Here is a 26,481-nt window from a genome sequence, read left to right on the forward strand (position 1 = left end):
CGCCAACCGCATTCGCAACGGACCGAAGATGAACCTCGATTTCACTCCCGAAGAGGAAGCCTTCCGCACGGAAGTGCAGCGCTTCCTGCAAGCCGAATTGCCCGAGCGCATCGCGCGCAAGGTGAAGGGCGGCCTGCACCTCACGCGCGACGACATGCGCGAATGGCACGCGACACTCAACGCGCGCGGCTGGCTCGCGAGCCACTGGCCGCGCGAATACGGCGGCCCCGGCTGGAGCGTCGCGCAGAAGTTCCTGTTCGACAACGAATGCGCGCTCGCGGGTGCGCCGCGCATCGTGCCGTTCGGCGTGAACATGCTCGGCCCCGTGCTGATCAAGTACGGCAACGAAGCGCAAAAGCGCCGCTGGCTGCCGCGCATCCTCGATGGCAGCGACTGGTGGTGCCAGGGCTACTCGGAACCGGGCGCCGGTTCCGATCTCGCGGCGGTGAAGACGAGCGCGGTGCGCGGCATCGACGCGCAGGGCGAGCACTACATCGTGAACGGCCAGAAGACGTGGACCACGCTCGGCCACTACGCGAACATGATCTTCTGCCTCGTGCGCACCGCGACCGACGTGCGCAAGCAGGAGGGCATCAGCTTCCTGCTGATCGACATGAACACGCCGGGCGTCGACGTGCGCCCGATCATCACGCTCGACGGCGAGCATGAAGTGAACGAGGTGTTCTTCACCGACGTGCGCGTGCCGGCGGAAAACCTCGTCGGTGAAGAAAACCGCGGCTGGACCTACGCGAAATACCTGCTCACGTACGAGCGCACCAACATCGCCGGGATCGGCTTCTCGACGGCCGCGCTCGACCGGCTACGCGCGGTCGCCGCGAAGGTGACGAAGAACGGCAAGCCGCTCGCGGACGATCCGTTTTTCTCAGCGCGCGTCGCGCGTGTCGAGATCGAGCTCGAGAACATGCGCACGACCAACCTGCGCGTGCTGGCCGCGGTCGCGGGCGGCGGCGCGCCGGGCGCGGAAAGCTCGATGCTGAAGATCCGCGGCACGCAGATCCGCCAGGAGATCGCGTCGTTGATGCGGCGCGCGATGGGGCCGTACGCGCTGCCGTTCGTCGACGAAGCGCTCGATGCGGACTACGACGGCGAACCGGTCGGCCCGGACGACGCCGCGAGCGCCGCGCAGCAGTACTTCAACAACCGGAAGCTGTCGATCTTCGGCGGCTCGAACGAGATCCAGAAGAACATCATCGCGAAGATGATGCTCGGGCTGTAACGAGGAGCGCGACGATGGATTTCCAGCACACAGAAGACCGCCGGATGCTGGCGGACACGTTGAACCGCTTCATCGCCGAACAGTACGCGTTCCCGGTGCGCGATCGCATCGCGCAGTCGGCCGAAGGCTTCGATCGCGCGATGTGGCAGCGCTTTGCCGAGCTCGGCACGGTCGGCGCGCTGTTTCCCGAAGCCGACGGCGGCTTCGGCGGCGCGGGCTTCGACATCGCCGTGGTGTTCGAATGCCTCGGGCGCGGGCTCGTCGTCGAGCCGTTTCTCGGCGCGCTGCTGGCTGGCCGCGCGCTGTCGCTCGCCGGCGGCGATGCGCATCGCGACAAGCTCGCGGCGCTGATCGACGGCAGCGCGAGCGCCGCGTTCGCGCACGACGAGCCGGGCTCGCACTACGAACTGACGACCGTGCGCACGCGCGCCGAACGCTCGGGCGACGGCTGGGTGCTGACGGGCGCGAAGGGCGTCGTCGACCAGGCCGCGCAGGCGGCGTTCTTCGTCGTCAGCGCGCGCACGTCCGGTCATGACGACGATGCGGCCGGCATCGGCCTGTTCGTCGTGCCGGCCGATGCGCCGGGCGTATCGCTGCGCGATTACCGGAAGATCGACGGCGGTCGCGCGGCCGAGGTGCGTTTCGATCGCGTTGCGCTGCCGATCGATGCCGCGCTCGGCGGGCCGGACGGCGACGGTGGCGGCGAGGCGGGCGCGGCGCTGCTCGAACGCGTGCTCGGTTACGGGCTGCTCGCGCTGTCGGCGGAAGCGCTCGGCGCGATGGACGTCGCGAAGGAACACACGCTCGACCACCTGCGCACGCGCAAGCAGTTCGGTTTGCCGATCGGCAGCTTCCAGGCGCTGCAGCACCGGATGGCCGACCTGCTGCTCGAAGTCGAGCAGGCGCGTTCGGCCGTGATCAACGCGGCTGCGCAGCTCGATGCGCCGCGCGCGGTGCGCGAACGTGCGCTCGCGGCAGCGAAATACAGCATCGGCCGGATCGGCACACTCGTCGCCGAGGAGAGCATCCAGTTGCACGGCGGCATCGGGATGACGTGGGAGCTGCCGCTGTCGCATTACGCGAAGCGCCTCGTGATGATCGATCACCAGCTCGGCGACGAGGATCACCATCTCGCGCGCTACATCGCGCTGTCGAAACACTAAAAGCGGACAACGCGAACGGAGGAGACAAGAATGACGAACGAACCGCGCGCATTGCCGCTGGCCGGCGTGAAGGTGCTCGATTTCTCGCGCGTGCTCGCGGGCCCGTGGTGCGCGATGGTGCTCGCCGATTTCGGCGCGGAAGTGATCAAGGTCGAGCATCCGGCGCGCGGCGACGACACGCGCGACTGGGGGCTGCGGATCGGCGATACCGAGACGACCTACTTCAACAGCGTGAATCGCAGCAAGCGTTCGATCTGCGTGGACCTGCAGACCGAAGCCGGGCAGCGCGTCGCGCGCGAGCTGGCCGCGCAGGCCGACGTGCTGATCCACAACTTCAAGTTCGGCGGCGCGGAAAAGCTCGGCCTCGGCTACGACGCGCTGGCCGAACTGAACCCGCGCCTCGTGCACTGCGCGATTTCCGGCTACGACCGTTCGGGTGCCGAGGCCGCGCGGCCCGGCTACGACCTCGTCGTGCAGGGCGAGGCCGGGCTGATGGCGCTGAACGGCGAGGCCGGCCAGCCGCCGCTGAAGTTCGGCGTCGCCGCGGTCGACCTGTTCACCGGCATGTATTCGGCGCAGGCGATCCTCGCCGCGCTGTACGAGCGCCATGCGACCGGGCGCGGGCGGCGCATCGAGATGGCGCTGTTCGACTGCGGGCTGATGATCACCGCGTACTACGGGCTCGACGCGCTGTTGATGGGCGAGGACCCGCCGCGCTACGGCAACGCGCATCCGTCGATCGTGCCGTACGGCGTGTTCGATGCGGCCGACGGCCCGCTCGTGATCACCGTTGGCAACAACACGCAGTTCGCGCGCTTCTGCGATGCGATCGAGCGCCCCGACCTCGCGGCCGATGCGCGCTACAAGACCAATCTCGGCCGCTCGGAAAACCGCGCGGACTTGCTGCCCGAGCTTCGCCGCGAACTCGCGCGCCGGTCGCGCGCGACGCTGCTTGCGGCGCTCGCCGACGCGGGCATCCCGTGCGGCGAGGTGCTCGGGCTGCACGAAGCGTTGAGGTCCGAGCGTGCGACCAGTGCGGGGCTCGTCACGCGGCAGCCGCATCCGGTCGCGGGCGGTGTCGACGTGCTCGCGCCGCCGTACCGCTTCGACGGCGCGCGGCTGCCGGTGCGCGGCGCGCCGCCGGTGCTGGGCGCCGATACGGACGCGGTGCTCGGCGCCTGGCTCGGGATGTCGGCCGACGAGGTCGCGCGTCTGCGCGCGGATCGCGTGGTCTGAATCGATATTTGCCGCCGCGGCGCGGGCGGGGCGGTTGACGCGCCGGCCATCTACAAGACAAGCCTCGCGAAACGACGGGGCGCCCTGCGGGGACTGGAGCAAGCGCTGAAGCGCCGATTCCGGTCGACCGCGAAGCATGGGACCGGAGTAAGGCGCCAAAGCGCCAACTTCGGTCCACCGCGAAGCATGGGACCAGAGTAAGCGCTAAAGCGCTAACTCTGGTCGACATAGGAGACACCATGGAGCTTTCCGTCATCGAATCGGTCACGGCGCGCCGCGACTACCAGCAACTCGTGCGTGCGCGGCGCCGCTTCAGCTTCACGCTGACGGCGCTGATGATCGCGACCTACTACGGCTTCATCCTGCTCGTCGCGCTTGCGCCGCACGTGCTCGCGGCGCCGCTGTATCGCGGCGCGACGACGACGGTCGGGATCGCCGCGGGCGTCGCGATCATCCTGGTCGCGATCGGCCTGACCGCGTGCTACGTGCTGCGCGCGAATCGTGCGTTCGACCGCCGGGTCGACGCAATCCTGCAGCGTTCCTGACGGAGGCCGACATGCGACGCACATCGATCGCGCTCGGCGCGCTTGCCGTTCTCGTTTCCTCCGCCGCCCATGCGGTATCGGTCGCAGGCCCGATGCCCGACAAGGTCGAGCTGAACCCGGTCGCGATCGGGATGTTCTTCGCGTTCGTGTTCGCGACGCTCGCGCTCACGCGCTGGGCCGCGCGCCGCACGCGCTCGACGCGCGACTTCTACACGGCCGGCGGCGGCATCACCGGGCTGCAGAACGGGCTCGCGATCGCGGGCGACTACATGTCGGCTGCGTCATTCCTCGGGTTGTCCGGGATGGTGTTCATGTTCGGCTTCGACGGGCTCATCTATTCGATCGGTTTTCTGGTCGGCTGGCCGTTCGTGATGTTCCTGATCGCCGAACCGCTGCGCAACCTCGGCAAGTTCACGTTCGTCGACGTCGTCGCGTACCGCTTCGCGCAGCGGCCGATCCGGCTGCTGACTTCCGCGAACGCGCTGACGATCGTCGTGCTGTACCTCGTCGTGCAGATGGTCGGCGCGGGCAAGCTGATCCAGCTGCTGTTCGGGCTGTCGTACGGCACGGCGGAGCTGATCGTCGGCGTGCTGATGGTGGTCTACGTGTTCTTCGGCGGGATGACCGCGACCACCTGGGTGCAGGTGATCAAGGCCGTGCTGCTGCTGTGCGGCGCGACGCTGCTCGTGTTGCTCGCGCTCGGCGAATTCGGCTTCAGCGTCGACGAGATGTTCCGCCGCGCGGTGGCCGTGCATCCGGGCGCGCTCGGCATCATGGGGCCCGGCAAGCTGATCCGCGATCCGGCCAACGCGCTGTCGCTCGGCATCGCGCTGATGTTCGGCACGGCCGGCTTCCCGCACATCCTGATGCGCTTCTTCACGGTGCCGAACGCGAAGGAGGCGCGCAAGTCGGTGCTCTACGCGACCGGCTTCATCGGCTACTTCTACCTGCTGACCTTCGTGATCGGCTTCTCGGCGATCGTGCTGCTCGCGCAGCATCCCGAGTTCTTCAAGCTCGGCGCGAACGGCACGTTCAACCTCACGCACGACCTGCTCGGCGGCTCGAACATGGTCGCGGTGAAGCTCGCGCAGGCGGTCGGCGGGAACTGGTTCTACGGCTTTATCGCGGCCGTCACGTTCGCGACGATCCTCGCGGTGGTCGCGGGCCTGACGCTCGCCGGCGCGACGACGATCTCGCACGACCTGTACGCGCAGATGTGGGCGCGCGGCAAGCCCGACGAGCGCCTCGAGATGCGCATCTCGCGCGCGGCGACGATCGTGCTGTCGGCCGTCGCGATCGGGCTGTCGATCCTGTTCGAGCACGTGAACGTCGCGTTCATGGTCGGGCTCGTCGCGGCGGTGGCCGCGAGCGCGAATTTCCCGGTGCTCGCGATGTCGATCTTCTGGCGCGGCATGACGACGCGCGGCGCGGTGCTCGGCGGCGGCCTCGGCCTCGCGTCGGCGGTGGTGCTCACGGTGCTGTCGAAGTCGGTGTGGGTCGACGTGCTGCACCACGCGCACGCGCCGGTGTTCCTCGACAACCCGGCGCTCGTGTCGGTGCCGCTCGCGTTCATCGGGATCGTCGTCGGCTCGCTCGCGGATCGCAGCGAGCGCGCGCGGCGCGAGCGCGACGCGTTCGCGCAGCAGGAGTTCTACGCGCAAACCGGCCTGCTGGCCGGCGAGGCCGTGCAGCACTGATGGGTCTGACAAATGTGCTGGTCCGTCCGGATCGCCGGACGGATATTTTCCGGAAATCCGGAATCCCGGATTTCCTTGCCTGCCGCATTATGAGAAATACAATGAAAACAATGGTTTGAGGGGTTACGGAAACCTGGCATCGACCTTGCGTTATAAAGCGCACGGCCATCCCCCGGCCGGACTATTAAACCAAGCGTTGCATGAGATCCGGTAAGCGCCGAAACGCCGACTCGGGTCCACAGGAGACAATCGATGACCACTGCCTTCCTCCCCCTCCGGATGTCGTGAGGCATCGCTTGTTGCGGCACGGCAGCCGCGCGGGCGAATGACTCCCCTGGCATTCGCCTGCGCGCGTGACGCCGTTTCCACCGGCTCATCTACTTCAGCAGGAACCATCGTGAAGAAGAAACCCTTCTACAAAGTGCTCTATGTGCAGGTGATCTTCGCCATCATCGTCGGCGTGATCCTCGGCCACTACTACCCGGCGCTCGCCACCGACATGAAGCCGCTCGGCGACGGGTTCATCAAGCTGATCAAGATGGTGATCGGTCCGATCATCTTCTGTACGGTCGTCACCGGCATCGCCGGCATGGAGGACATGAAGAAGGTCGGCCGCGTCGGCGGCAAGGCGCTGCTGTACTTCGAGGTCGTGTCGACCTTCGCGCTGCTGCTCGGCCTCGCGGCCACGCACATCCTGCGTCCGGGCGTCGGCTTCAACATCGATCCGGCGACGCTCGACGGCAAGGCCGTCGCGTCGTACGCGGCGAAGGCGCACGGGCAGTCGACGGTCGACTTCCTGATGCACATCATCCCGAACACGATGGTCGACGCGTTCGCGCAGGGCGAAATCCTGCAGATCCTGCTGATCGCGCTCTTGTTCGGCAGCGTGCTCGCGCACCTCGGCGAACGCGGCAAGGTCGTCACCGACTTCATCGACGGGCTCACGCGCGTGCTGTTCGGCATCGTGCACATCGTCACGAAGCTGGCGCCGATCGGCGCGTTCGGCGCGATGGCGTTCACGATCGGCAAGTACGGCGTCGGCTCGCTGGTGCCGCTGCTCAAGCTGATCGGCACGTTCTACCTGACGTCGGTCGTGTTCGTGCTCGTCGTGCTCGGCGCGATCGCGCGCTTCACGGGCTTCTCGATCATCCGCTTCGTGTCCTACATCAAGGAAGAGCTGCTGATCGTGCTCGGCACGAGCTCGTCGGAAGCCGCGCTGCCGCAGCTGATGGAAAAGCTCGAGAAGGCCGGCTGCTCGCGTTCGGTCGTCGGCCTCGTCGTGCCGACCGGCTATTCGTTCAACCTCGACGGCACCAACATCTACATGACGATGGCCGTGCTGTTCATCGCGCAGGCGACCAACATCGAACTGACGTGGATGCAGCAGCTCACGCTGCTGGCGGTCGCGATGCTGACGTCGAAAGGCGCGAGCGGCGTGACGGGCGCGGGCTTCATCACGCTCGCCGCGACGCTGGCCGTCGTGCCGACGATCCCGCTGTCGGGCATGGTGCTGATCCTCGGCATCGACCGCTTCATGAGCGAATGCCGTGCGCTGACCAACATCGTCGGCAACGGCGTCGCGACGGTCGTCGTGTCCGCCTGGGAGAAGGAGCTCGACCGCAACAAGCTGCGCCAGGCGCTGAAGGGCGGCGGCGAGGTTTCGGCGACCGAGACGGCCGGCGTCTGACGTCATGAAGGAGCAGGCGGCGGCACCGCCCGCCGGCGGCGCGGCACGCGGCGGCAATCTGGAGGCCTATGACACAATAGGCGATCCGCATCGCCAGGAAGCCTCGACCGTGACGCGCCGCCTGCTCATCCTCGTCGTGCTTGCCGCCGCGCTCGTCGCGGCGTGCGCGCTGACGTGGACGATTACCTGGCAACGCGGCGTCGCCGAGCTGCAGCGCAACGCCGCGGTGCGCGTCGACCGCACCACCAGCGCGCTCAAGAGCACGCTCGACCGCTACGAATCGCTGCCCTATCTGCTCGGCAGCCATCCGTATGTGCAGGACCTGCTCGCCGAGCCGAAGCGCGGCGACTACACCGCGCGCGTCAACCGCTATCTCGAAGATCTCAACGAACACGCGCACGCGACCGTCACCTACGTGATCGGCGCGGACGGCCTGTGCGTCGCCGCCAGCAACTGGCGCGCGCCCGACAGCTTCGTCGGGATCGAATACCGTTTCCGCCCCTACTTCCTCGACGCGATGAACGGCCGGGTCGGCCGCTTCTTCGGGATCGGCACGATCTCGCGCGATCCCGGCTACTACATCTCGCAGCCCGTGTGGCGCGACGGCAAGATCGCGGGCGTCGTCGTCGTGAAGCTCAATCTCGAATGGTTCCAGGGCGCCGATGCGTCCGAGCCGCTCGTCGTCGCGGACGATCACGGCGTCGTGTTCCTGTCGTCGGTGCCCGCGTGGAAGTACCACACGCTGCGGCCGTTGACGGGGCCCGTGGCCGCGTCGATCTACGAGACGCGCCAGTACGCGCAGCAGCCCGTCACGCCGCTGCCGCTGCGCATCGAGCAGACGCTCGGCGCCGATGCGGAGATCGTGCGCCTCGGCGCGGGCCTGCGCGCGCCGCGTTTCCTGGCCAGCAAGCGGCGGATCGGCGAGCCCGACTGGCTGCTCGTCACGCTCGCGCCGATCGCGCCCATCGACGCCGATGCGCGCAACGCGACGATCGTCACGGGCTTCGGCTTCGTGTCGGTCGCGCTGCTCGCGTTCTACTGGCGGATGCGCCGCGCGCGCGTGCGCGAAATGATCCGCGGTCGCGCGCTGTTGCAGCAGGCGTACGCGGAGCTGAACCGGCGCGTCGAGGAGCGCACGGCCGACCTGTCGGAAGCGAACGAGCAGTTGCAGAAGGAAGTCGGCGACCGGATCCGCGCGGAGCAGGAGCTGCGCGCGGCGCACGACGAACTGATCCAGGCGAGCAAGCTGGCCGCGCTCGGCCAGATGGCGGCCGGCATCACGCACGAACTGAACCAGCCGCTCGCGGCGCTGCGCAGCTTCTCGGACAACACGCGCGTGCTGCTCGATCGCGGCGAGCAGGCGGCCGCGCGCGAGAACCTCGAGGCGATCGCCGCGCTCACCGAGCGGATGGGCAAGATCACGAACCAGTTGAAGCTGTTCGTCGGCCGCGCGAAGCCGCGCAACGAGCGGGCGCTCGTCGTGCGTGCGCTGCGCAGCGTGCTGTCGCTGCTCGGCGATCGCCTGCGTGGCGTCGCGCTTACGCTGACGCTGCAGGACGCGACCGTATCGCCCGCGCACGGCGTGCCGCTCGATCTGGCGCGCGACTACCCCGAGCTCGTCGCGCGTTGCGAGGACCTGCGCCTCGAGCAGGTGCTGATCAACCTGCTCGGCAATGCGCTCGACGCGGTCGCGGGCATCGCGGCGCCCGCGATCGAAGTGACGATCTCGGTGTCGGCCGCGACGCTCGCGGTCGAGGTGCGCGACAACGGCCCCGGCATCGCGCCCGACCTGTTGCCGCGCCTGTTCGAGCCGTTCTTCACGACCAAGGAAATGGGGCGCGGGCTCGGGCTCGGCCTCGCGATTTCGTCGTCGATCGCGAGCGACGCGGGCGGTGCGCTGACCGCGCGCAACGCGCCGTCGGGCGGCGCGCTGTTCGTCTTGACGCTGCGGCGCGCGCGCACGCATCATCCGGACTCCGTGTCCGAGCCGGCGGGCTCGCACTAGGCCCGGTCGGCGAACGACCGGCATCAACGCCGCCGCGCGCGCAACCCTGCCGCGCGGCCCGTCAGGAGCAAGTGAGTACGATGGCCAACCGGCTGCAAGTGATCTATATCGAAGACGATGCGCTCGTTCGCCGGGCGAGCGTGCAGAGCCTTCAGCTGGCGGGCTTCGACGTCGCCGGCTTCGAGTCGGCCGAAGCGGCCGAGAAGGCGATCGTCGCGGACACCGCGGGCGCGATCGTCAGCGACATCCGGCTGCCCGGCGCAAGCGGGCTCGACGTGCTCGCGCAGTGCCGCGAGCGCGTGCCCGACGTGCCCGTGATCCTCGTCACCGGGCACGGCGACATCTCGATGGCCGTGCAGGCGATGCGCGACGGCGCATACGACTTCATCGAAAAGCCGTTCGCGGCCGAGCGCCTGATCGAGACGGTGCGCCGTGCGCTCGAGCGGCGCGAGCTCGTGCTCGAGAACCATGCGCTGCGGCGCGAACTGGCCGGGCAGAACGTCGTCGCGCCGCGCATCATCGGCCGCAGCCCCGCGATCGAGCAGGTGCGCAAGCTGATCGCGAACGTCGCGCCCACCGACGCGTCGGTGCTGATCAACGGCGACACCGGCGCCGGCAAGGAACTGATCGCGCGCAGCCTGCACGAGCTGTCGCCGCGCCGCGACAAGCCGTTCATCGCGGTGAATTGCGGCGCGCTGCCCGAGCCGATGTTCGAGTCGGAGATGTTCGGCTACGAGCCCGGCGCGTTCACCGGCGCCGCGAAGCGGCGCGTCGGCAAGCTCGAATACGCGTCCGGCGGCACGCTGTTCCTCGACGAAATCGAAAGCATGCCGCTCGCGCTGCAGGTGAAGCTGCTGCGGGTGCTGCAGGACGGCGTGCTGGAGCGGCTCGGCTCGAACCAGCCGATCCGCGTGAACTGCCGCGTCGTCGCGGCCGCGAAGGGCGACATGAGCGAGCTCGTCGCGGCCGGCACGTTCCGGCGCGACCTGCTGTACCGGCTCAACGTCGTGACGATCGCGCTGCCGCCGCTCGCCGAGCGCCGTGAGGACATCGTGCCGCTGTTCGAGCACTTCATGCTCGATGCGGCCGTGCGCTACGGGCGGCCCGCGCCCGTGCTGACCGACCGGCAGCGCGCGAGCCTGATGCAGCGCGACTGGCCCGGCAACGTGCGCGAACTGCACAACGCGGCCGACCGTTTCGTGCTCGGCGTGGCCGACATGCCGCAGGAAACGGGCGCGGGCGGCGACGCTGCCGACAACGAGCAGACGCTGAAGGAGCGCATCGAGCAGTTCGAGCGCGCGGTGATCGCCGAGGCACTGAACCAGACGGGCGGCGCGGTCGCCGCGACCGCCGACCGGCTGCATGTCGGCAAGGCGACGCTGTACGAGAAGATGAAGCGCTACGGGCTGTCGGCGAAAGGCGAAACCGAGCGCTGAAAAGCAAACGGACCGCGGAACCGGGCTGGCCGGTCGTGCGGTCCGTTGGCGGGGAAGGGCGCTGCGCGCGGCCCTTCGAGCGTTGTCGGGCGGCGCTCAGGCAGCGTTGCTGTCGAGCGCCTTCTTGAGCAGCGCATCGAGTTCCGCGAACTGCGGTGCGCCGACGTAGCGCTTCAGGATCTTGCCGTTCCTGTCGACGACGAAGGTCGTCGGCGTGAGCTGCACGTTGCCGAACTGCTTCGCGACGCTGCCGTCGTCGAGCGCAACCTTGAACGGCAGCTGGCGCGTCTGCGCGTAGTTCGCGACGTACATCGGCGGATCGTAGTTCATCGCGACCGCGACGAATTCCAGACCCTGACCCTTGAAGCGGTTATAGGTATCGACCATCTGCGGCATTTCCTGCATGCAGGTCGCGCAGCTCGTCGCCCAGAAGTTCACGAGATAGACCTTGCCCTTCAGGTCGCCGGCGGTCGAGACCTTCTGGCCCGACAGCAGCGTGAACGTCGCGTCCGGCGCGCTGGACTTGCCGTTGAACGCGAAGAAGCCGGCTACGGCGATGGCCGCGACGACGACGGCGGCGACGATGTAGCGGACAGGGCCGGCGCTGCGGCGGGCGGGAGGCGTGGTGTTCATCTGCGGGGCTCTCGGAGTCGGTCGATGACGCGGATCGATGCAAAGGACGTCGAAATCGTCGCTCATTTTAGCGCGAATGCGGTGCGCGCACCGGCGGCCACCACGCATCCCGGTTTTCACGTTCGGCGGATAATGGCCGTTTTGCCTGCCCGATCCACGCCATGCCGAAGGAAGTCTTCGATTCGTTGCGCCCCCTGTTTCGTCCGCTGCGACACTTCGCCGCGCTCGCCTGCGCGAGCGCCGTGCTGGCCGCGTGCTCGCCGTCGTACGACTGGCGCACGCTGCACAACGACGCCGGCTACACGATCGACCTGCCGGCGAAGCCAACCGTCGAGGAGCAGCCGGTTGCGCTCGGCGGCACGTCGATGCCGATGCGGATGCAGGCCGCGCACGTCGACGGCGCGGTGTTCGCGGTCGGCACGCTGACGCTGCCCGACGACCGCGACGACACGCGCCGCGCGGCGCTCGAGTTCCTGCGCGCCGGGCTGTCGCGCAATCTCGAGGGTGCGCCGCAGACGGCTTCGGTGCCCGTGCCGCTGGCGGCCGGCGGCGCGGTGAACGGGCTCGAATTGCGCATCGCGGGTGCGGCGGCCGGCGGCGATCGCGCACGCAAGACGATCGTCGCGCGGCTTGCCGCGCGCGGCCGGCACGCGTACCAGGCTGTCGTGATCGCCGACGGGCCGATCGCCCAGGAGCAGTTCGACCAGTTTTTCGGCTCGTTCAAACTCGATTGACGACGGCCGGAGAGGGCGCTCAGACACTGTGTGACAACTGAAAGTTCATTCGCAGCTTTCTGCGCTAGTCACCGGATTTTGCGAGGTTTTTTCGGCTATCCACAGCGCATGTGGATAACTTTGTTGAAAAGTCGGCCGGATTTCCCGCCAAGCCGCGCCGGACGGCCCTCCGGCCCGTTTCGCGGCTTGTTCCTGTTTTGTGAAAAGTCAATAAAAACAAAGGGATATGGATTCCGTGCCGGAAAGGCCCCGGCAAGCCGTGATCCGGGGTCAGATTCGTGGAATTGTGCATAAGTCAAGTCTTGACAGCCGGATTTTGTCCTCCAAGGGCGCTCAGAGCGACGTAAGCACGCGCCGATAGCGGATAGCGTGAATACACTAACGAGTCCGCCATCGAGCCGCCGCAGACGAGGGGTGGATTGTCGACAGTCCTTCCGAGTTCGTCCAATGTCTCTTCATGGCCGCTGAGAGTCATCGGAGGCACCCGCATTCCTCCGTTGCTGTACGAATCTAAAGCCTGGCAGCGTTCCGTTAGCCTTCCAGTACCGCCCTCTCGATGAAGAAGCCCGCCTCTAGCCAAGGGTGGCGTACCTCGTGGCGCCAGGATCGCCATACCTCATCAACGGGATACTCCGCCTCGACCGCGATTGCCTTGATCGATGTTGGGACGTGTCGGGTTCGTTCCACCAGCGACAAGAATCGATGGTGTAGGCGGGTGACCGGAAAAGTGTGGGTGAGAAAGTCGCGACGTAGGATCACCGCATAGGAATCCTTGGCAGCGGGAAACCGTGGCGAGCGGCCGGCGCGAACCTCGTGGTAATACCAGGCGACAGGATAGCGATACTCGATCAGAGCCAAGCAAGGCTGGAGGATCAGTGCCTCATCGTCGACCGACGCGTCGGGCCAGGGCAGTCCCTCGTGGCCCGGTGCGTCGAACAGGCGGTACAAATCGCGCTCATAAGCGGCCAGGTCGATCATGAAGTCGATCCATGACTCGCGTCTTTCCGGCGGTTGGTCCCGATCAGGACGATTGTCCTCGAGCCATTCCGGAAAGCGCCGACCGAGTTCGTGCAGCGTGTAGCTGTCGGACGGATACGTCCGCAGATATTCGTCGGCGAAATCGGCAAAAAGAGCGCTTCCCAAACTGTGGCGGCTGGCGGGAAACTGCTCTTCCAAACATTTTCGCAAGCGCAGAATATAGCTGCGCTGATAGATCGCCAGACAAGCCGAGGATGACAGATTCGGCCCCGGTAGAAACGTGTCGGCGATGGTGTCGGCATCGGTGCCATCCGGTGCGATCAGCGCGTCGAGCATCCAGCGTTGCAGCGACTGCAAGCGATCGTCTCCTGCGTTCATGACGAGCACACGGCGCTGTTGCTCATGATCTCGGGCACGAGGAACGCAACTGGGGTGGACACGGCCTCGACGTTGTCTGGCTGCGGCCGCCCGGTAGCTTCGACTCGGGTGGGCGCGTCGCCGTCGATGATCTGTCGCGCCCGCATCAATTCGGCGTGCACGCGCTCAAAGGCCGGCACATCGCCATCCCATTCGAGCAAAGTGGCAGCTTGCTCGCTGCGTTGCCAAGCCAGGCGGAACAGATTCCACACCGCAGGAGAAACCGGGCGATCATGCGTGTCGACGATATGAGTGCCGCAATGCTGATGTCCCGCCAAATGCAATTGCACGACGCGATCGAATGGGAACTGGTTCAGGTAATCCATTGGATCGGTGCCGGCATTGAAGCAGCTGACATAAACGTTGTTGACATCGAGAAGCAGCCAGCAGCCCGTTGCGCGGCTGAGCTCGCGCAGAAAGGTGGGTTCGTCCGTAGTCGACTGGCGAAAGCGGACATAGGTGCTGGGATTTTCCAACACCAACGGCCGTCCCAGTAACTCCTGTGCCGCGACGACCCGGGCGCTCACATGCTCGAGCGTCCTTTCGTTGAGCGGCAGCGGAAGGAGATCATGACTGTTGATCCCGAGCGCGCCGGTCCAGCACAGATGGTCGCTGACCCAGCGCGCCGATACCTCGTCGGCCAGCCGCCGCAAGCGGGCTAGATAGTCGCGATCGAGCGGGTCGGTACTGCCGATCGACATCGATACACCGTGTAGCACGATCGGATATCGCTCAGCGATCTGTCGCAGGACGGCGCGCGGCCGTCCACCCGAATCCATGAAATTCTCCGAGATCGCTTCGAACCAATCGACCGGCGGCCGCGTTGTCAAGATGTGGTCGAAATGCTGGTTGCGCAGCCCGACACCGAATCCCAGTTGGTGTCCGGCCGCACCCCTTCGAAGTTCAATCATGCGGCGCTCCTTAGCTGCAGCTGCCGGCGCCGCTCATGCCGCTGGAGCCGCACGCCGTCATGCCATGACCGCTATATTCCTGGATCCATTCGATGGTCGGGCCGTACTGGAACAATTCGGGATGCGGTGGCTGTGGCGGCTGGGGCGGCAACGCCGCGTTTTTCTTGCGCAGTTCGGGCCAGGTTTGCTCGGCGAACACTTCACGTGCACGCAGCCAGACGCTCTTGCCGCGGTTGCGCCCGTCGGTGCTGAAGCGCTCGGCATTGATCGGCGTGGCACAGCAGCCTTGTGTGGAGCAAGCGTTCGCACCAGGCGCTTCCTGCTCCCGTCCTGTGCCATACAGGCCGCAACCACCTTGACCTGCACACGCGTTTTGGACGCGACAGGTGTGATCCGATACGCTTGGCGAGTTCGGTTCGGCAAAGTTGAATTCAAGCGCGGTCGAGCAATACCCTTGGCCTGCGCACGCGTTATCACGAGTACGGCCTTGCCCCTTGCATTGGTTCAGTCCCATACAGGCATGCCGTACCTCGCCAGGCAGTAAGACGCCCGGCGCGGGCGGCGCCCCGGGGAACACTGGAATGCCCTGATACTTACTGACATCGCAGCCGGGCTTGCCCAAGGTCGGCTGATCGGGCTGTGCCTGCCATAGGCCGCTGACATCCGGCAACGAGGGGATCATGTCGACGAAGTATTGCGCGTCGCTGCTGTACCAAGATTCGCTGCCATATTTGGCGTCCATCCCGTTACACATCGCGACCAGCGTAGCGAAGGCCTGGTTACGCGGGCCAAGATTGATATTCTCGAAAGTCGGCGCCAACTTTAAAGTGCTGGGGTAGCTGTCGGTCCCGGACAAGGGGATTTTCCGCATGGCCTGGATGACCTTATCCAGGATCCAAATCATCGATCGGTGCAGCGTTTGATTGAAATACAGCTTCTGCTGACTTGGTTCAATGAGGAAGATGCTCTCGGTCATGATCAGCATGTACTGATATAGGCCGCTGACGATGTCGGCGAGCTCGCGGCGCCCAGGCGGGTATGCGGCGGCCACCGGATTGTCGGGAAAATCGAACATGATTTTTGCCAGCTCTTCGCGGCCGAACTGACGTGCCGCCGGCGGCGGCGGAGGCGGCAGGTTCGGCAGTTTTTCGTCGTGGGGATCGTAGCCTGCGAGTTGCGATTGCAAAGTCAGGAACTTGTAGTAATGCGAGAGTTCGTGATGCGACTCATCGTCGAACTTGTGAGGGCCGAAGCCTTCGCCTTCGGCGTCGATCGTCTGGATCGCCTTCAAAGCATCTTGGCGTGACGCAATGGTCATCAGCGCGCTGCGGCCGGCATGGCTGTCGCCGCGGCTCGCATAGGCGGCTGCGTTCGCCGCGGAGCCGCCAACCGGTGTCGGTACCGGGCAACCGAAATTGAAGCTGGCAGTCGGATAGACCGAGTCGATATTGTTCGGCGAATAGTTGGACGGCTGGATCTGGGCCGGCGCCCGCCCCGCTTTGAAATCGTCGTCGGTGATGTGCTGCGAGCTAATGATGCACCGAAGGTAGGAATAGATCTGGCCGATTGTTTGCCAATTGTTCAGCTCGGGCGGGGCGTCCGCTGCGGCCGGGTATTCGACTTCGAGGAAATGCCATAACTGCTCGGACGAGAATTTAGCCAGCGGAAGCGCCATTGGCTTATGGTCCGGGCCGAGCCTCGCATGACCGGGTAGGTCGGTCGGGTACGGTGAGGGCGAGCGCAAATAGAGCTGGGGCTGTACGCCGAGCGAATAAAGCATGTTGGACGACAAGGACAAATGCAGCATTTCCTCGACAGCCACGCTCATCATGATGCCCCCCGCCTGGCCGGCGAAGCGGGACAGGTCCGTTGCCGGAAAGCCTTCCGGGGTGCGGTTGATCGAGTAGTAGGCGAACAAATAGAGCGGCACCGTCGCCAGTTCGATCTCGACCGCGGTCTGCAACCCGTCGCGCAATTCCGTCAACGCGCGGGCGCGATTCCAATGCTCGTCGATATGGCGCACCAGGCGTTGCTCTGCGTCGCTGAGGGGGCGCACGGGAATATCTTTGTCCGTTGAGGCGAGATGGGACATGCTCATTTCTCCAGGTCGGTCATGATGATTTCTTCGTCAACGTATTGGCCGTCACATGCGGGAAGGACGCGCGGCCGCCGCGTACCGTCAGGAGCATCGTGATGGTCTGGGTGTATTGCAGCTGCGGAAAGCTGGTTCCCCCATCAAAACTTTCCAGCCAGCAGGTAAAGTCGTAGGCGGTGACATTGCTGTTCTTTTGTTCGAAGCCGATATTGCCGACAGCGCCGTTTCCGTTGGAAGAGCTGACGGCCAACGTTATGAAATCGCTCGGTGCTTGGATGGCGAGCGCGTCAACGAGCGCTTGGTTCGGATTTGACGTGTAGGTCAGATCGTCATTGATGACCAGCTCGAGCGGGCCCGACTCGCCTTTCGGAACTACCGTGGGACCGTCGCCGACCCGGAACGGATGGCCCGTGCCGATCCGCCCGACAAGCCCGCCTACCGCGCAGCCGGGTAACGGAGCACTGCTACCAGAGGCGTCGTACATCGGGTTACCGTTCGCATCGAAGTCCACGCCGTCGTCATCCACTTGCCACATGCCGGATTGATAGGCGATGGTCACGCCAAGGTCGCCGTCGACCGTGATTCCCGTCGAGTGCCAGGTTTGATTCGCAGCGACCGTAACCGCTTGCGATGGAAATCCCCGGTCCATATGCCCGCCTTAAATGGTAGTTGCCGACGTTGGTTTTCGACAATTCTAGGATCTAAACGGCAGGCCCGCGAATTTTCGTTGATTCCACTCGCCGAGAAGATAAAGGAATAGCTGTTAACGTTGACAGGTTGAGTTTTCGGTGGCCGATTATCTGACCCTGAAATGAGTGCTCTTGAAAGTGATGAAACTTTCCTTGGCCGGGTATGGGCGCCATCTCGATGAGAATATCGGTGGACAGGTGTGTTTTCATGAGTGATCCGATCCTGGTTAACGCCCTTACAAATCGTCAGCGGAAATTCATAACGGTGCTTTCGATCTTGCGGCGCAAATAGTGAGATTCGATGGGAATTTCGACAAGAAAATCACTGACCACGTTTGTCTGCCGACGATCTCGGCTACCATCGAGTTGACGAAGCGATTTTGCGCAAGGTGTGAGATGGTGCAAAGAGACGGGTTGGTCGTCGGGGGAGTTTTACTGGGTTATTCAAGCGCCGGGCGCACTGGACGAGCGGGCTGAATGGCAAAGTGCCCCGCAGCCTGCACGGCTCGCCGGAATCACCGCCCAGGGCGAGCTGATGTGGAATACATCGCTGTCGGCGGCTTGAGTGAGTGGCCCGTGACGTGGGTCGGCGAGCTCTGTGTGAAGCCGATGCAACACACTGATACGGTCGATGCTAACGAGGCAGCGACGGAATCCGTGTGCCGGCTATTATCGGGCTATCGGACGAAATAAGCGGCTCGTATGCGCGAGCCATCGACTGTGGACTTTTGCCTCGAATCTTCACAGGAGAAAAGTGATCGGCAAAATGAGTTTTCAGCATTTTTCATGAGGCTCGCACTTGGCTTGGGTTCGCGTTATATCGTTTTCATTTGTAATTTTGCCTTGGCACTGTCTTGACGTAACAATTGTTTAATGTACGTGGGGTTGCAAAAAATAAGATAAAAATATAGATTCCAAACGTCCGAATTTCCCGGAGTCGATATCCGGAGATTGTGTAAACAACACTTGAGGAAATTATGGCGTCTATCCCGTAATCGGTTGCCAGGGAAGTGCTTGCGGGCGATCGAACTGGCAGGATGTAATCGCGCGTAATCGGCTGCACTCCAATCGCGCTGATTGAGTTCTTTGACTAGATACGGCCTGTAAGAGGGGGCGGCGCGTAAGCACCTCGACTGTAGTCGTTCGAATTGTGCGGTCGACTGATTGACCCGATTTGAAATGAATGATGACTAAGGCTCCCTTGTGCAGGGCGCCAGCAATACCGTAATCTGCACGCCCCTGACTACGCGTGCATCGCGGGTGGCCTGATCCCGTGCGCCACCGACGACGCGGCGAACCCTGGTGGCGCCGCTGCGTCAGACGCTGACCTATGATCAGGGCCGAGAGATGGTCCGGCACGCTGAATTGAGCGCCGCCACCGGCGTGCGCGCGTACTTCTGCGACCCGTGGGAGTATTCACTGAATTGCTGAACGCACAGATGGCTCTCGCCGATGCGCAAAAGCAGCGTGCGGTTGCTTTGTCGAAGTGGCGGACCGCGCGCCTCGGGCTAGCAGCGAGCCTTGGTAGGCTCGGACTCTGGCGTGTGAATGGCTGAGGGGGTGTATGACTTGTCCACAAGCAAATGTTGACCTCCCCCCGGTATTCCCCAAAGTGTCTCGATAGATATATAAAGCAGACATACAACCTAAAAGAACACCTAACCTCAAATTCGTCGAGGAACAGCGTGATTTCGCGGGGCTGCCGAACCGCGCCGGGCGACCCTCTGACCCGTTTTACAATTCGTCGGGTTTTGAAAAATCAATAAAAACAAAGAGATGCGAATTTTTCGATGAGTGGGCCCCGGCGAGCTGCAATCCGGGGCCGGATTCGCGAAATTGTGCATAGATCAAGTCTCGGCAGCCGGATTTTGTCCTCCGACGGCGCTCAGAGCGACGTAAGCACGCGCCGGTAGCGGATCGCCTCGGCGATCTGCGTGGCCGTCGGCAGCGGGTCGCCGGCCAGGTCGGCGATCGTCCGCGCGACCTTCAGCACGCGAAAATACGCGCGCGCCGACCAGCCGAAGCGCTCGCCGGCCTCGCGCAGCAGCCGCTCGCCTTCGTCGGTCGGCCGGCACAGGTCGTCGGTCTCGCGCCCGCTCAGCATGTGATTCGTCTTGCCCTGCCGGCCGAGTTGCAGCGCGCGCGCCTGCGCAACCCGCGCGGCCACCGCTGCGCTCGGCTCGCCGGGCGCCGACGCGCGCGACGCGAGTTCGGCCGGCGACAGCGCGGGCAGGTCGATCTGGATGTCGATGCGGTCGACGAGCGGCCCCGACAGCTTGCGCAGGTAGCGAGCGGCGACGTCCGGCGTGCAGCGGCAGCGCCCGGACGGATCGCCGTGCCAGCCGCACGGGCACGGGTTCATCGCGGCGATCAACTGGCACGCGGCCGGGAAGTCGGCTTGCTGCGCTGCGCGCGAGATCGTGATGCGGCCGGCTTCCAGCGGCTCGCGCAGCATCTCGAGCACGTGTCGGTCGAATTCCGGCAGTTCGTCGAGGAACAGCACGCCGAGGTGCGCGAGCGTGATTTCGCCCGGCTGCGGCGGGTTGCGGCCGCCGACCAGCGCGGCGGCGCTCGACGAGTGATGCGGCGCGCGGAACGGCCGCCGGCGCCATTGCGCGGGCGAGAAGCCGAGGCGGCTCGCGGAAAGGAGCGCGGCCGACGTCAGCGCCTCGTCGTCGGTCAGCGGCGGCAGGAGGCCAGGCAACCGCGCGGCCAGCATCGACTTGCCGGCCCCCGGCGGGCCGACCATCAGCATGTGATGACCGCCCGCGGCGGCGACTTCCAGCGCGCGCCGGGCGCCGCGCTGGCCGACCACGTCCGCGAGGTCGGGCGCGGCTGGCGCCGGCAGGCCGTCGAGGCAGGGCGCCGCGACCGGCATCAGTCGCCCGTCGGGCGCATCGGCGAGGTGTGCGCACAGCGCGGGCAGGTCGGGCGCGCCGAATACCGTGACGCCCGGCACGAGCGCCGCCTCGGCCGCGCTGTCGAGCGGCAGGTACAGCTCGGGCGGGCGCGCCGTTGCCGCGGAGCCGGACAGGGCGACCGAATCCGGGCCCGGACCGGAACCGAGGCCCGATCCGGTTTCGCTCGCGCGCCAGTCCCGTGCCGCACCGCACGCCATCGCGAACGCGCCGCGCATCGGCCGCAGCGCGCCGGTCAGCGACAGCTCGCCCGCGAATTCGCGGCCGGCCAGCGCATCGGCCGGGATCTGGCCGTTCGCGGCGAGGATGCCGAGCGCGATCGGCAGGTCGAACCGGCCCGACTCCTTCGGCAGATCGGCCGGCGCGAGGTTGACGGTGATGCGGCGCACGGGGAACTCGAATCCGCAGTTCTGCAGCGCGGCGCGGACGCGCTCGCGGCTTTCGCGGACTTCGAGATCGGGCAGGCCGACGATCGAGAACGACGGCAACCCGTTGGCGAGATGGACTTCGACGGTAACGTCCGGCGCGCGGCCGGATGCGGGCGCGCGACTGCGCACCACGGCGAGCGACATGGCGAGGCTCCTGTAAACGGACGGGCGACGGCCGTCGGGGCCGCATGCCGCGGGAATCGGAGGAATCGGTGCGCGCTTGCCGGCGTGGCGCGGGGAAAGAACGAGGGACTGCGGATCGACGGACTGCGAAGAGCGATGAACAGCGAAGAGCGGGGAGCTGCGAAGAACGACGGACTACGAAGAACGGCGGTACGGCTTCGGGGCGGCGGGGGGGGGGGGGCGGGCGGCGCGCCCCCCCCCCCCCCCCCGCGGGGGGGGGGGGGGGGGGGGCCCCCCCCCCCCCGGACCTTGCGGTCGGGTGGCGGGCGTCAGGCCTGCGGTGCCGCGAGCTTCTGCTCGAGCTCCGCGACGCGCTTTTCGAGTTCCTCGAGGCGCACGCGGGTGCGGGCGAGCACCTGCGCCTGCGTGTCGAATTCCTCGCGCGTGACGAGATCGAGCTTCGAGAAGCCTTGCGACAGCATGGCCTTCACGTTGCGCTCGACGTCCTTGGCCGGCGAGTTTTTCAGCAGATCGCTGACGCGCGACTGCAGATCGTGGAAAACGTCGCTGGGTTGCTTCATGTGATTCCCCTTCCTTGCACAAAAATTGTGCATCTTCAGTTGCGTACGTGCCCATGATGCACGCATGACCGGAAATGGTGCGCCCGGAGCGCGAATTCCGGGCATGGCGCCCGCATGGGTGAATGTCCCGGCGAGCCGGGACGTGCGTGCACTCTAGCAACGATCCTTTCGCCGCGCCAGCAAACCGGGCCATGTTGGCCATTCGGCCGGGCTTCCGCGCCTTACATCACGGGATGCGACCCCGTTACAGAGCCCTTCGAGACGGCGCTCGGACGAACATGGCATGCGAGTTGCTGAGAAGAGTCCGTTACAACATCCAACCAATTCGACGGGACAACCCAGCGAGAGGACTTCATGAAACTCATTACCGCAATCATCAAGCCGTTCAAGCTCGATGAGACGCGCGAAGCGCTGTCGGCGCTCGGCGTCTCGGGTATCACGGTGACGGAGGTGAAAGGGTTCGGGCGCCAGAAAGGGCATACCGAGCTGTATCGCGGCGCCGAATACGTGGTCGATTTCCTGCCGAAGATGAAGATCGAGGCGGCCGTGTCCGACGATCTCGTCGACCAGGCGGTCGAGGCGATCGAGCGGGCCGCGCGCACCGGCAAGATCGGCGACGGCAAGATCTTCGTCACGCCGATCGAACAAGTGATCCGGATTCGCACCGGGGAGACGGGCGCTGACGCGCTGTAACAGAACAGACAAGACAAGCGACAAGAGGAAACCCAAGATGCGCAAACTTCTGATGTCCCTGCTGATGGCCGGCTCGCTGATCGCGGCCGGCGTCGGCCCCGCGCTCGCCGACGACGCGGCGTCCGCCGCGGCTGCGTCCGCGCCCGCCGCAACGGCTTCCGACGCATCGGCTGCCGCTGCTCCGGCAGCTTCGGCGCCGGCTGCAACCGACGCATCCGCCGCAGCGGCCGCAGCCGCACCGGCTTCGGGCGCTGTCGCCGACGCATCGGCCGCCGCCGCAGCGTCTGCGCCGGCCGCACCCGCCGCGCCGACCGCGCCGTTCTCCGTCGATTCGTCGAAGATCAGCGCCGGCGACACCGCGTGGATGCTGACCTCCACCGCGCTCGTGCTGTTCATGACGATCCCCGGCCTCGCGCTGTTCTACGCCGGCATGGTCCGCAAGAAGAACGTGCTCGCGACCGTGATGCAGAGCTTCGCGATCACCGCGGTGATCACGGTGCTGTGGACGGTGGTCGGCTACAGCCTCGCGTTCACGCCGGGCAACGGCTTCATCGGCGGCCTGTCGCGCGTGTTCCTGCACGGGATGAACTACATCAAGGGCGACAAGGCGACGACGCTGACCGTCAGCCACCTGGCGACGACGATTCCGGAATCGGTCTACTTCGTCTACCAGATGACGTTCGCGATCATCACGCCGGCGCTGATCTGCGGTGCGTTCGCCGACCGGATGAAGTTCTCGGCGATGCTCGTGTTCATGACGCTCTGGTCGCTGATCGTCTATGTGCCGATCGCGCACATGGTGTGGGAGCCGACCGGCTGGCTGTCGGCCGACGGCGTGCTCGACTTCGCGGGCGGCACGGTGGTGCACATCAACGCCGGTATCGCGGGCCTCGTGTCGTGCCTGGTGCTCGGCAAGCGCGTCGGCTACGGTCGCGAATCGATGGCGCCGCACAACCTCGTGCTGACGATGATCGGCGGCTCGATGCTGTGGGTCGGCTGGTTCGGCTTCAACGCGGGCTCCGCGGTCGCGGCCGACGGCCGTGCCGGCTTCGCGATGCTGACCACGCAAGTGGCGACGGCCTGCGCGGCGCTCGGCTGGATGTTTGCCGAATGGATCGCGAAGGGCAAGCCGTCGGTGCTCGGTATCGTGTCGGGCGCGGTCGCGGGTCTCGTGGCGATCACGCCGGCCGCCGGCTTCGTCGGCGTGGCGGGCGCGCTCGTGATCGGCATCGCGGCGGGCGTGATCTGCTTCTGGTCGGCCACGTGGCTCAAGTCGAAGCTCGGCTACGACGATTCGCTCGACGCGTTCGGCGTGCACGGCGTGGGCGGGGTTCTCGGCGCGCTGCTGACGGGCGTGTTCGCGGTCAAGGACATCGGCGGCGCCGACGGCAGCCTGCTGCTGCAGGCGAAGGGCGTGCTGATCACGCTGGTCTACAGCGGCGTGCTGAGCTTCGTGCTGCTGAAGCTGATCGACCTGACGATGGGCTTGCGCGTGTCCGAAGAGGAAGAGCGCGAAGGCCTCGACGTGATCCTGCACGGCGAGCATGTCGAATAAGTCGTAAGGACGCACGGCGGGCCGCCGCGGAGACGGCGCCCGCCACGAATGAGCGCAGCGACTTCGGCCCGCCCACCCGGCGGGCTTTTTTTCTCCTGCCGCGTGCTGCCGTAGCGCATAACCCTTCGCGCTATCGGGTCAATAGCCGAAAACTTCCCCCAAACCCTTGCGAAGCCGGGAACAATCCCCAAATGGACAGGGCAATTGCTCTACAATCTTCATTCTCCCGCTCGCGAGTGATTCATGGTTCCCCACCTCGTTACCGCGTTGAACGGTCCGCTGCTCGAACTCGAGCGGAAGATCCTCGACGCGACGCCTGCGATCGAACGCTGGTTCAGGCTCGAATGGCAGGAACATACCCCGCCGTTCTATTGTTCGGTGGACCTGCGCAACGCCGGCTTCAAGCTGGCGCCCGTCGACGCGAACCTGTTCCCCGGCGCGTTCAACAATCTGCCGTCCGAAGTGCTGCCGCTCGCCGTGCAGGCCGCGATGGCCGCGATCGAGAAGATCTGCCCGGACGCGAAGAACCTGCTCGTGATTCCCGAGCTGCCGACCCGCAACGCGTTCTACCTGGAAAACGTCGCGCGGCTCGCGACGATCATGCGCCAGGCCGGCCTGAACGTGCGCTTCGGCTCACTCGACCCGAGCATCACCGACATGACGCCGATCACGCTGGCCGACGGCCAGAAGATCGTGCTCGAACCGCTCGAGCGTTCGCAGCGCCGCCTCGGCCTGAAGAATTTCGATCCGTGCTCGATCCTGCTGAACAACGACCTGTCGGCCGGCATCCCGGCCGTGCTGGAAAACCTGCACGAGCAGTACCTGCTGCCGCCGCTGCACGCGGGCTGGGCCGTGCGCCGCAAGTCGACGCACTTCTCGTGCTACGACGACGTCGCGAAGAAGTTCGCGAAGATGGTCGGCGTCGATCCGTGGATGGTGAATCCGTATTTCGCGCACGTCGAGGGGGTCGACTGGCAGGCGCATGAAGGCGAGCAGGCGCTCGCCGATGCGATCGACGGCGTGCTGAAGAAGATCGCGCGCAAGTACCGCGAATACGGGATCAGCGAGAAGCCGTACGTCGTCGTGAAGGCCGACGCGGGCACGGCGGGGCGCGGCGTGATGACCGTGCACGACGCGGCCGAGATCGGCCGCATGTCGAAGGCCGAGCGCGCGCAGATGGCCGAGTCGAAGGCCGGCCTCGCGGTGCGCGACGTGATCGTGCAGGAAGGCGTCTATACGTTCGAGCGCGTCGGCGACGAAGTGGCCGAGCCCGTCGTGTACATGATCGACCGCTATGTGGTCGGCGGTTTCTACCGCACGCACGGCGGCCGCGAGCGCGACCAGAACCTGAACGCGCCCGGCATGCACTACGTGCCGCTCGGCTTCGAGCACACCGCGCTGCCGGATGCCGGCGCCAAGCCGGGCGCCGCGCCGCCGAACCGTTTCTACATGTACGGCGTCGTCGCGCGGCTGTCGCTGATCGCGTCGTCGATCGAACTGGAAAAGACCGATCCCGAAGCCATCCAGGTGTAACGGACCTTCGCTACGTACAGGACCCGCATGGACATTCTCTTTATCGCCGACCCGCTCGAGCGCTTCAAGATCTACAAGGATTCGACCTACGCGATGATGGCGGAGGCCGCGCGGCGCGGGCACGTGATCTACACGTGCGAGCCGCACCAGCTTGCGTGGACCGGGTCGGGCGTCGAGGCGGACGTGCAGCGCGTGACGATCGTCGGCGATACGGCCGACCTGCATCGTCATCCGTGGTATGAGGCGGCCGCGCATGAATCCCGTCAAATGACGTCGTTCGGCGCGGTGCTGATGCGCAAGGATCCGCCGTTCGACATGGAGTACGTGACGGCCACGTGGATGCTCGAACTCGCCGAGCGCGCGGGCGCGCGGGTGTTCAACAAGCCGCAGTCGATCCGCGACCATTCGGAGAAGCTGGCGATCGGCGAGTTTCCGCAATTCGTCGCGCCGACGCTGGTCACGCGCGATGCCGCGCGGTTGCGCGCGTTCCACGCCGAGCACGGCGACGTGATCGTGAAGCCGCTCGACGGGATGGGCGGGATGGGCGTGTTCCGCGTGAAGGCCGACGGGATGAATCTCGGCGCGATCATCGAGATGCTCGGCCACGACGGCACGCGTTCGCTGATGATTCAGAAGTTCATTCCCGAGATCAAGGCCGGCGACAAGCGGATCCTGCTGATCGCGGGCGAGCCCGTGCCGTATTCGCTCGCGCGGATTCCGCAGGGCAGCGAGGTACGCGGCAATCTCGCCGCGGGCGGGCTCGGCGTCGCGCAGCCGCTGACTGCCCGCGATCGCGAGATCGCCCGGACGCTCGGGTCCGTGCTCGCGTCGCGCGGGCTGCTGCTGGTCGGCCTCGATGCGATCGGCGACTGGCTGACCGAGGTGAACGTCACGAGTCCGACGTGCTTCCGCGAGATCATGGAGCAGACGGGCTTCGACGTCGCCGCGATGTTCATCGACGCGCTGGAGCGTGCGGCCGCGTAGGCCGTTTTCCCGCGCAACCCCGGCGGCGGCCCGCGCAGGTCCCCCGTCGCCGGAGCAGCTTGACCGGCCTGCTACAATGCCCGCTCGCCCGGTGCCGTGATCGGCGCACCGAAGGCCCGGCGGTCGGGCCGACACTGTTGCAAGGCTGAACATGAAACGTTTCCCACACTCGCTACGCTCATTGCCCCGCCGCGGGGTATCGG

General features: G+C 65.9%; 20 protein-coding genes and 2 pseudogenes. 15 read left to right on the forward strand and 7 right to left on the reverse strand.

Annotated elements, in window-relative coordinates:
- The first annotated feature begins 28 nt into the window (after window positions 1-28).
- The 8 genes from ACPUER_RS20450 to ACPUER_RS20485 all read left to right on the forward strand — a co-directional run bounded on the left by ACPUER_RS20450 (window position 29) and on the right by ACPUER_RS20485 (window position 11,006).
- Complete coding sequence (locus tag ACPUER_RS20450; protein ID WP_425131981.1) at window positions 29-1,237, forward strand: acyl-CoA dehydrogenase family protein; 1,209 nt, start codon at window positions 29-31, stop codon at window positions 1,235-1,237.
- A gap of 14 nt (window positions 1,238-1,251) precedes the next feature.
- Window positions 1,252-2,400 carry an acyl-CoA dehydrogenase family protein gene (locus ACPUER_RS20455; protein WP_425131982.1) on the forward strand — a complete coding sequence of 383 codons (1,149 nt, stop codon included), beginning with the start codon at window positions 1,252-1,254 and terminating at the stop codon, window positions 2,398-2,400.
- A gap of 30 nt (window positions 2,401-2,430) precedes the next feature.
- Entirely contained in the window at window positions 2,431-3,636 is a 1,206-nt protein-coding gene (locus ACPUER_RS20460) for a CaiB/BaiF CoA-transferase family protein (protein ID WP_310135319.1), read from the forward strand.
- 239 nt (window positions 3,637-3,875) lie between these two features.
- A complete protein-coding gene (locus ACPUER_RS20465) occupies window positions 3,876-4,181 on the forward strand; it encodes a DUF485 domain-containing protein (protein WP_014895931.1) in 306 nt (101 codons plus the stop codon).
- A gap of 11 nt (window positions 4,182-4,192) precedes the next feature.
- Window positions 4,193-5,878, forward strand: coding sequence for a cation acetate symporter (locus ACPUER_RS20470; protein WP_175963603.1), 1,686 nt, complete (start codon window positions 4,193-4,195; stop codon window positions 5,876-5,878).
- A 397-nt stretch (window positions 5,879-6,275) separates the two neighbouring features.
- Entirely contained in the window at window positions 6,276-7,565 is a 1,290-nt protein-coding gene (locus ACPUER_RS20475) for a dicarboxylate/amino acid:cation symporter (RefSeq protein ID WP_034179131.1), read from the forward strand.
- A gap of 4 nt (window positions 7,566-7,569) precedes the next feature.
- The gene (locus ACPUER_RS20480; RefSeq protein WP_425131983.1) at window positions 7,570-9,570 is read left to right on the forward strand and encodes a sensor histidine kinase; all 2,001 of its coding nucleotides are present in this window, start codon (window positions 7,570-7,572) and stop codon (window positions 9,568-9,570) included.
- Between the two features lie 80 nt (window positions 9,571-9,650).
- Window positions 9,651-11,006 (forward strand): sigma-54-dependent transcriptional regulator, encoded by a 1,356-nt coding sequence (locus ACPUER_RS20485; RefSeq protein ID WP_034179129.1) that lies wholly within the window; start codon window positions 9,651-9,653, stop codon window positions 11,004-11,006.
- 96 nt (window positions 11,007-11,102) lie between these two features.
- Here ACPUER_RS20485 and ACPUER_RS20490 read toward each other — a convergent pair whose 3' ends face one another.
- Window positions 11,103-11,639, reverse strand: a complete 537-nt coding sequence (locus ACPUER_RS20490; RefSeq protein WP_175963606.1) for a peroxiredoxin family protein — start codon at window positions 11,637-11,639, stop codon at window positions 11,103-11,105.
- Between the two features lie 161 nt (window positions 11,640-11,800).
- On the opposite strand from ACPUER_RS20490, the gene ACPUER_RS20495 reads away from it, so the two are divergent.
- Window positions 11,801-12,373, forward strand: a complete 573-nt coding sequence (locus ACPUER_RS20495) for a hypothetical protein (protein ID WP_425131984.1) — start codon at window positions 11,801-11,803, stop codon at window positions 12,371-12,373.
- A gap of 531 nt (window positions 12,374-12,904) precedes the next feature.
- On the opposite strand, the gene ACPUER_RS20500 is transcribed toward ACPUER_RS20495, so the two are convergent.
- From ACPUER_RS20500 to ACPUER_RS20515, 4 genes are read right to left on the reverse strand one after another with little or no spacing between them, the layout of a single operon-like run.
- Window positions 12,905-13,708: a DNA-binding domain-containing protein gene (locus ACPUER_RS20500; protein WP_175963608.1), complete on the reverse strand. Its 804-nt coding sequence runs from the start codon at window positions 13,706-13,708 to the stop codon at window positions 12,905-12,907.
- Between the two features lie 17 nt (window positions 13,709-13,725).
- A complete protein-coding gene (locus tag ACPUER_RS20505; RefSeq protein WP_175963609.1) occupies window positions 13,726-14,679 on the reverse strand; it encodes a DUF692 domain-containing protein in 954 nt (317 codons plus the stop codon).
- Between the two features lie 10 nt (window positions 14,680-14,689).
- A complete protein-coding gene (locus ACPUER_RS20510) occupies window positions 14,690-16,771 on the reverse strand; it encodes a ferritin-like domain-containing protein (protein ID WP_425131985.1) in 2,082 nt (693 codons plus the stop codon).
- Between the two features lie 19 nt (window positions 16,772-16,790).
- A complete protein-coding gene (locus ACPUER_RS20515; protein ID WP_425131986.1) occupies window positions 16,791-17,333 on the reverse strand; it encodes a hypothetical protein in 543 nt (180 codons plus the stop codon).
- Between the two features lie 1,441 nt (window positions 17,334-18,774).
- Between ACPUER_RS20515 and ACPUER_RS20520 the strand changes: the two are divergent.
- Both ACPUER_RS20520 and ACPUER_RS20525 read left to right on the forward strand, forming a co-directional pair.
- A pseudogene (locus ACPUER_RS20520) lies at window positions 18,775-18,888 on the forward strand (IS30 family transposase); the annotation flags it as partial.
- Window positions 18,870-19,019: pseudogene (locus ACPUER_RS20525) on the forward strand (TolC family protein); the annotation flags it as partial. The pseudogenes ACPUER_RS20520 and ACPUER_RS20525, both read left to right, overlap by 19 nt.
- Before the next feature lie 329 nt (window positions 19,020-19,348).
- Here ACPUER_RS20525 and ACPUER_RS20530 read toward each other — a convergent pair.
- Both ACPUER_RS20530 and ACPUER_RS20535 read right to left on the reverse strand, forming a co-directional pair.
- Window positions 19,349-20,953, reverse strand: a complete 1,605-nt coding sequence (locus tag ACPUER_RS20530; RefSeq protein WP_310135296.1) for a YifB family Mg chelatase-like AAA ATPase — start codon at window positions 20,951-20,953, stop codon at window positions 19,349-19,351.
- Window positions 20,954-21,261: 308 nt separating this feature from the next.
- Window positions 21,262-21,513 carry an accessory factor UbiK family protein gene (locus tag ACPUER_RS20535; RefSeq protein ID WP_034179125.1) on the reverse strand — a complete coding sequence of 84 codons (252 nt, stop codon included), beginning with the start codon at window positions 21,511-21,513 and terminating at the stop codon, window positions 21,262-21,264.
- A 354-nt stretch (window positions 21,514-21,867) separates the two neighbouring features.
- On the opposite strand from ACPUER_RS20535, the gene ACPUER_RS20540 reads away from it, so the two are divergent.
- The 4 genes from ACPUER_RS20540 to gshB all read left to right on the forward strand — a co-directional run bounded on the left by ACPUER_RS20540 (window position 21,868) and on the right by gshB (window position 26,278).
- Window positions 21,868-22,206, forward strand: a complete 339-nt coding sequence (locus ACPUER_RS20540; protein ID WP_006398175.1) for a P-II family nitrogen regulator — start codon at window positions 21,868-21,870, stop codon at window positions 22,204-22,206.
- Window positions 22,207-22,243: 37 nt separating this feature from the next.
- A complete protein-coding gene (locus ACPUER_RS20545; protein WP_425131987.1) occupies window positions 22,244-23,761 on the forward strand; it encodes an ammonium transporter in 1,518 nt (505 codons plus the stop codon).
- A 243-nt stretch (window positions 23,762-24,004) separates the two neighbouring features.
- Window positions 24,005-25,294: a glutamate--cysteine ligase gene (gene gshA, locus ACPUER_RS20550; RefSeq protein ID WP_034179123.1), complete on the forward strand. Its 1,290-nt coding sequence runs from the start codon at window positions 24,005-24,007 to the stop codon at window positions 25,292-25,294.
- A gap of 27 nt (window positions 25,295-25,321) precedes the next feature.
- Window positions 25,322-26,278, forward strand: coding sequence for a glutathione synthase (gene gshB, locus ACPUER_RS20555; RefSeq protein WP_310135289.1), 957 nt, complete (start codon window positions 25,322-25,324; stop codon window positions 26,276-26,278).
- The last annotated feature ends 203 nt before the right edge of the window (window positions 26,279-26,481 follow it).

The sequence above is a fragment of the Burkholderia sp. DN3021 genome (assembly GCF_049805555.1).
GTDB lineage: Bacteria > Pseudomonadota > Gammaproteobacteria > Burkholderiales > Burkholderiaceae > Burkholderia > Burkholderia pyrrocinia_C.

Bases quoted from the DNA above. Each gene is read 5' to 3' on its own strand.
- ACPUER_RS20460 (WP_310135319.1), top strand. From the start codon at position 2,431: ATGACGAACGAACCGCGCGCATTGCCGCTGGCCGGCGTGAAGGTGCTC.
- ACPUER_RS20450 (WP_425131981.1), top strand. From the start codon at position 29: ATGAACCTCGATTTCACTCCCGAAGAGGAAGCCTTCCGCACGGAAGTG.
- ACPUER_RS20485 (WP_034179129.1), top strand. From the start codon at position 9,651: ATGGCCAACCGGCTGCAAGTGATCTATATCGAAGACGATGCGCTCGTT.
- ACPUER_RS20510 (WP_425131985.1), bottom strand. From the start codon at position 16,771: ATGTCCCATCTCGCCTCAACGGACAAAGATATTCCCGTGCGCCCCCTC.
- ACPUER_RS20480 (WP_425131983.1), top strand. From the start codon at position 7,570: ATGAAGGAGCAGGCGGCGGCACCGCCCGCCGGCGGCGCGGCACGCGGC.
- ACPUER_RS20545 (WP_425131987.1), top strand. From the start codon at position 22,244: ATGCGCAAACTTCTGATGTCCCTGCTGATGGCCGGCTCGCTGATCGCG.
- ACPUER_RS20505 (WP_175963609.1), bottom strand. From the start codon at position 14,679: ATGATTGAACTTCGAAGGGGTGCGGCCGGACACCAACTGGGATTCGGT.
- ACPUER_RS20535 (WP_034179125.1), bottom strand. From the start codon at position 21,513: ATGAAGCAACCCAGCGACGTTTTCCACGATCTGCAGTCGCGCGTCAGC.
- gshA (WP_034179123.1), top strand. From the start codon at position 24,005: ATGGTTCCCCACCTCGTTACCGCGTTGAACGGTCCGCTGCTCGAACTC.
- ACPUER_RS20465 (WP_014895931.1), top strand. From the start codon at position 3,876: ATGGAGCTTTCCGTCATCGAATCGGTCACGGCGCGCCGCGACTACCAG.
- ACPUER_RS20540 (WP_006398175.1), top strand. From the start codon at position 21,868: ATGAAACTCATTACCGCAATCATCAAGCCGTTCAAGCTCGATGAGACG.
- ACPUER_RS20470 (WP_175963603.1), top strand. From the start codon at position 4,193: ATGCGACGCACATCGATCGCGCTCGGCGCGCTTGCCGTTCTCGTTTCC.
- ACPUER_RS20495 (WP_425131984.1), top strand. From the start codon at position 11,801: ATGCCGAAGGAAGTCTTCGATTCGTTGCGCCCCCTGTTTCGTCCGCTG.
- gshB (WP_310135289.1), top strand. From the start codon at position 25,322: ATGGACATTCTCTTTATCGCCGACCCGCTCGAGCGCTTCAAGATCTAC.
- ACPUER_RS20455 (WP_425131982.1), top strand. From the start codon at position 1,252: ATGGATTTCCAGCACACAGAAGACCGCCGGATGCTGGCGGACACGTTG.
- ACPUER_RS20530 (WP_310135296.1), bottom strand. From the start codon at position 20,953: ATGTCGCTCGCCGTGGTGCGCAGTCGCGCGCCCGCATCCGGCCGCGCG.
- ACPUER_RS20490 (WP_175963606.1), bottom strand. From the start codon at position 11,639: ATGAACACCACGCCTCCCGCCCGCCGCAGCGCCGGCCCTGTCCGCTAC.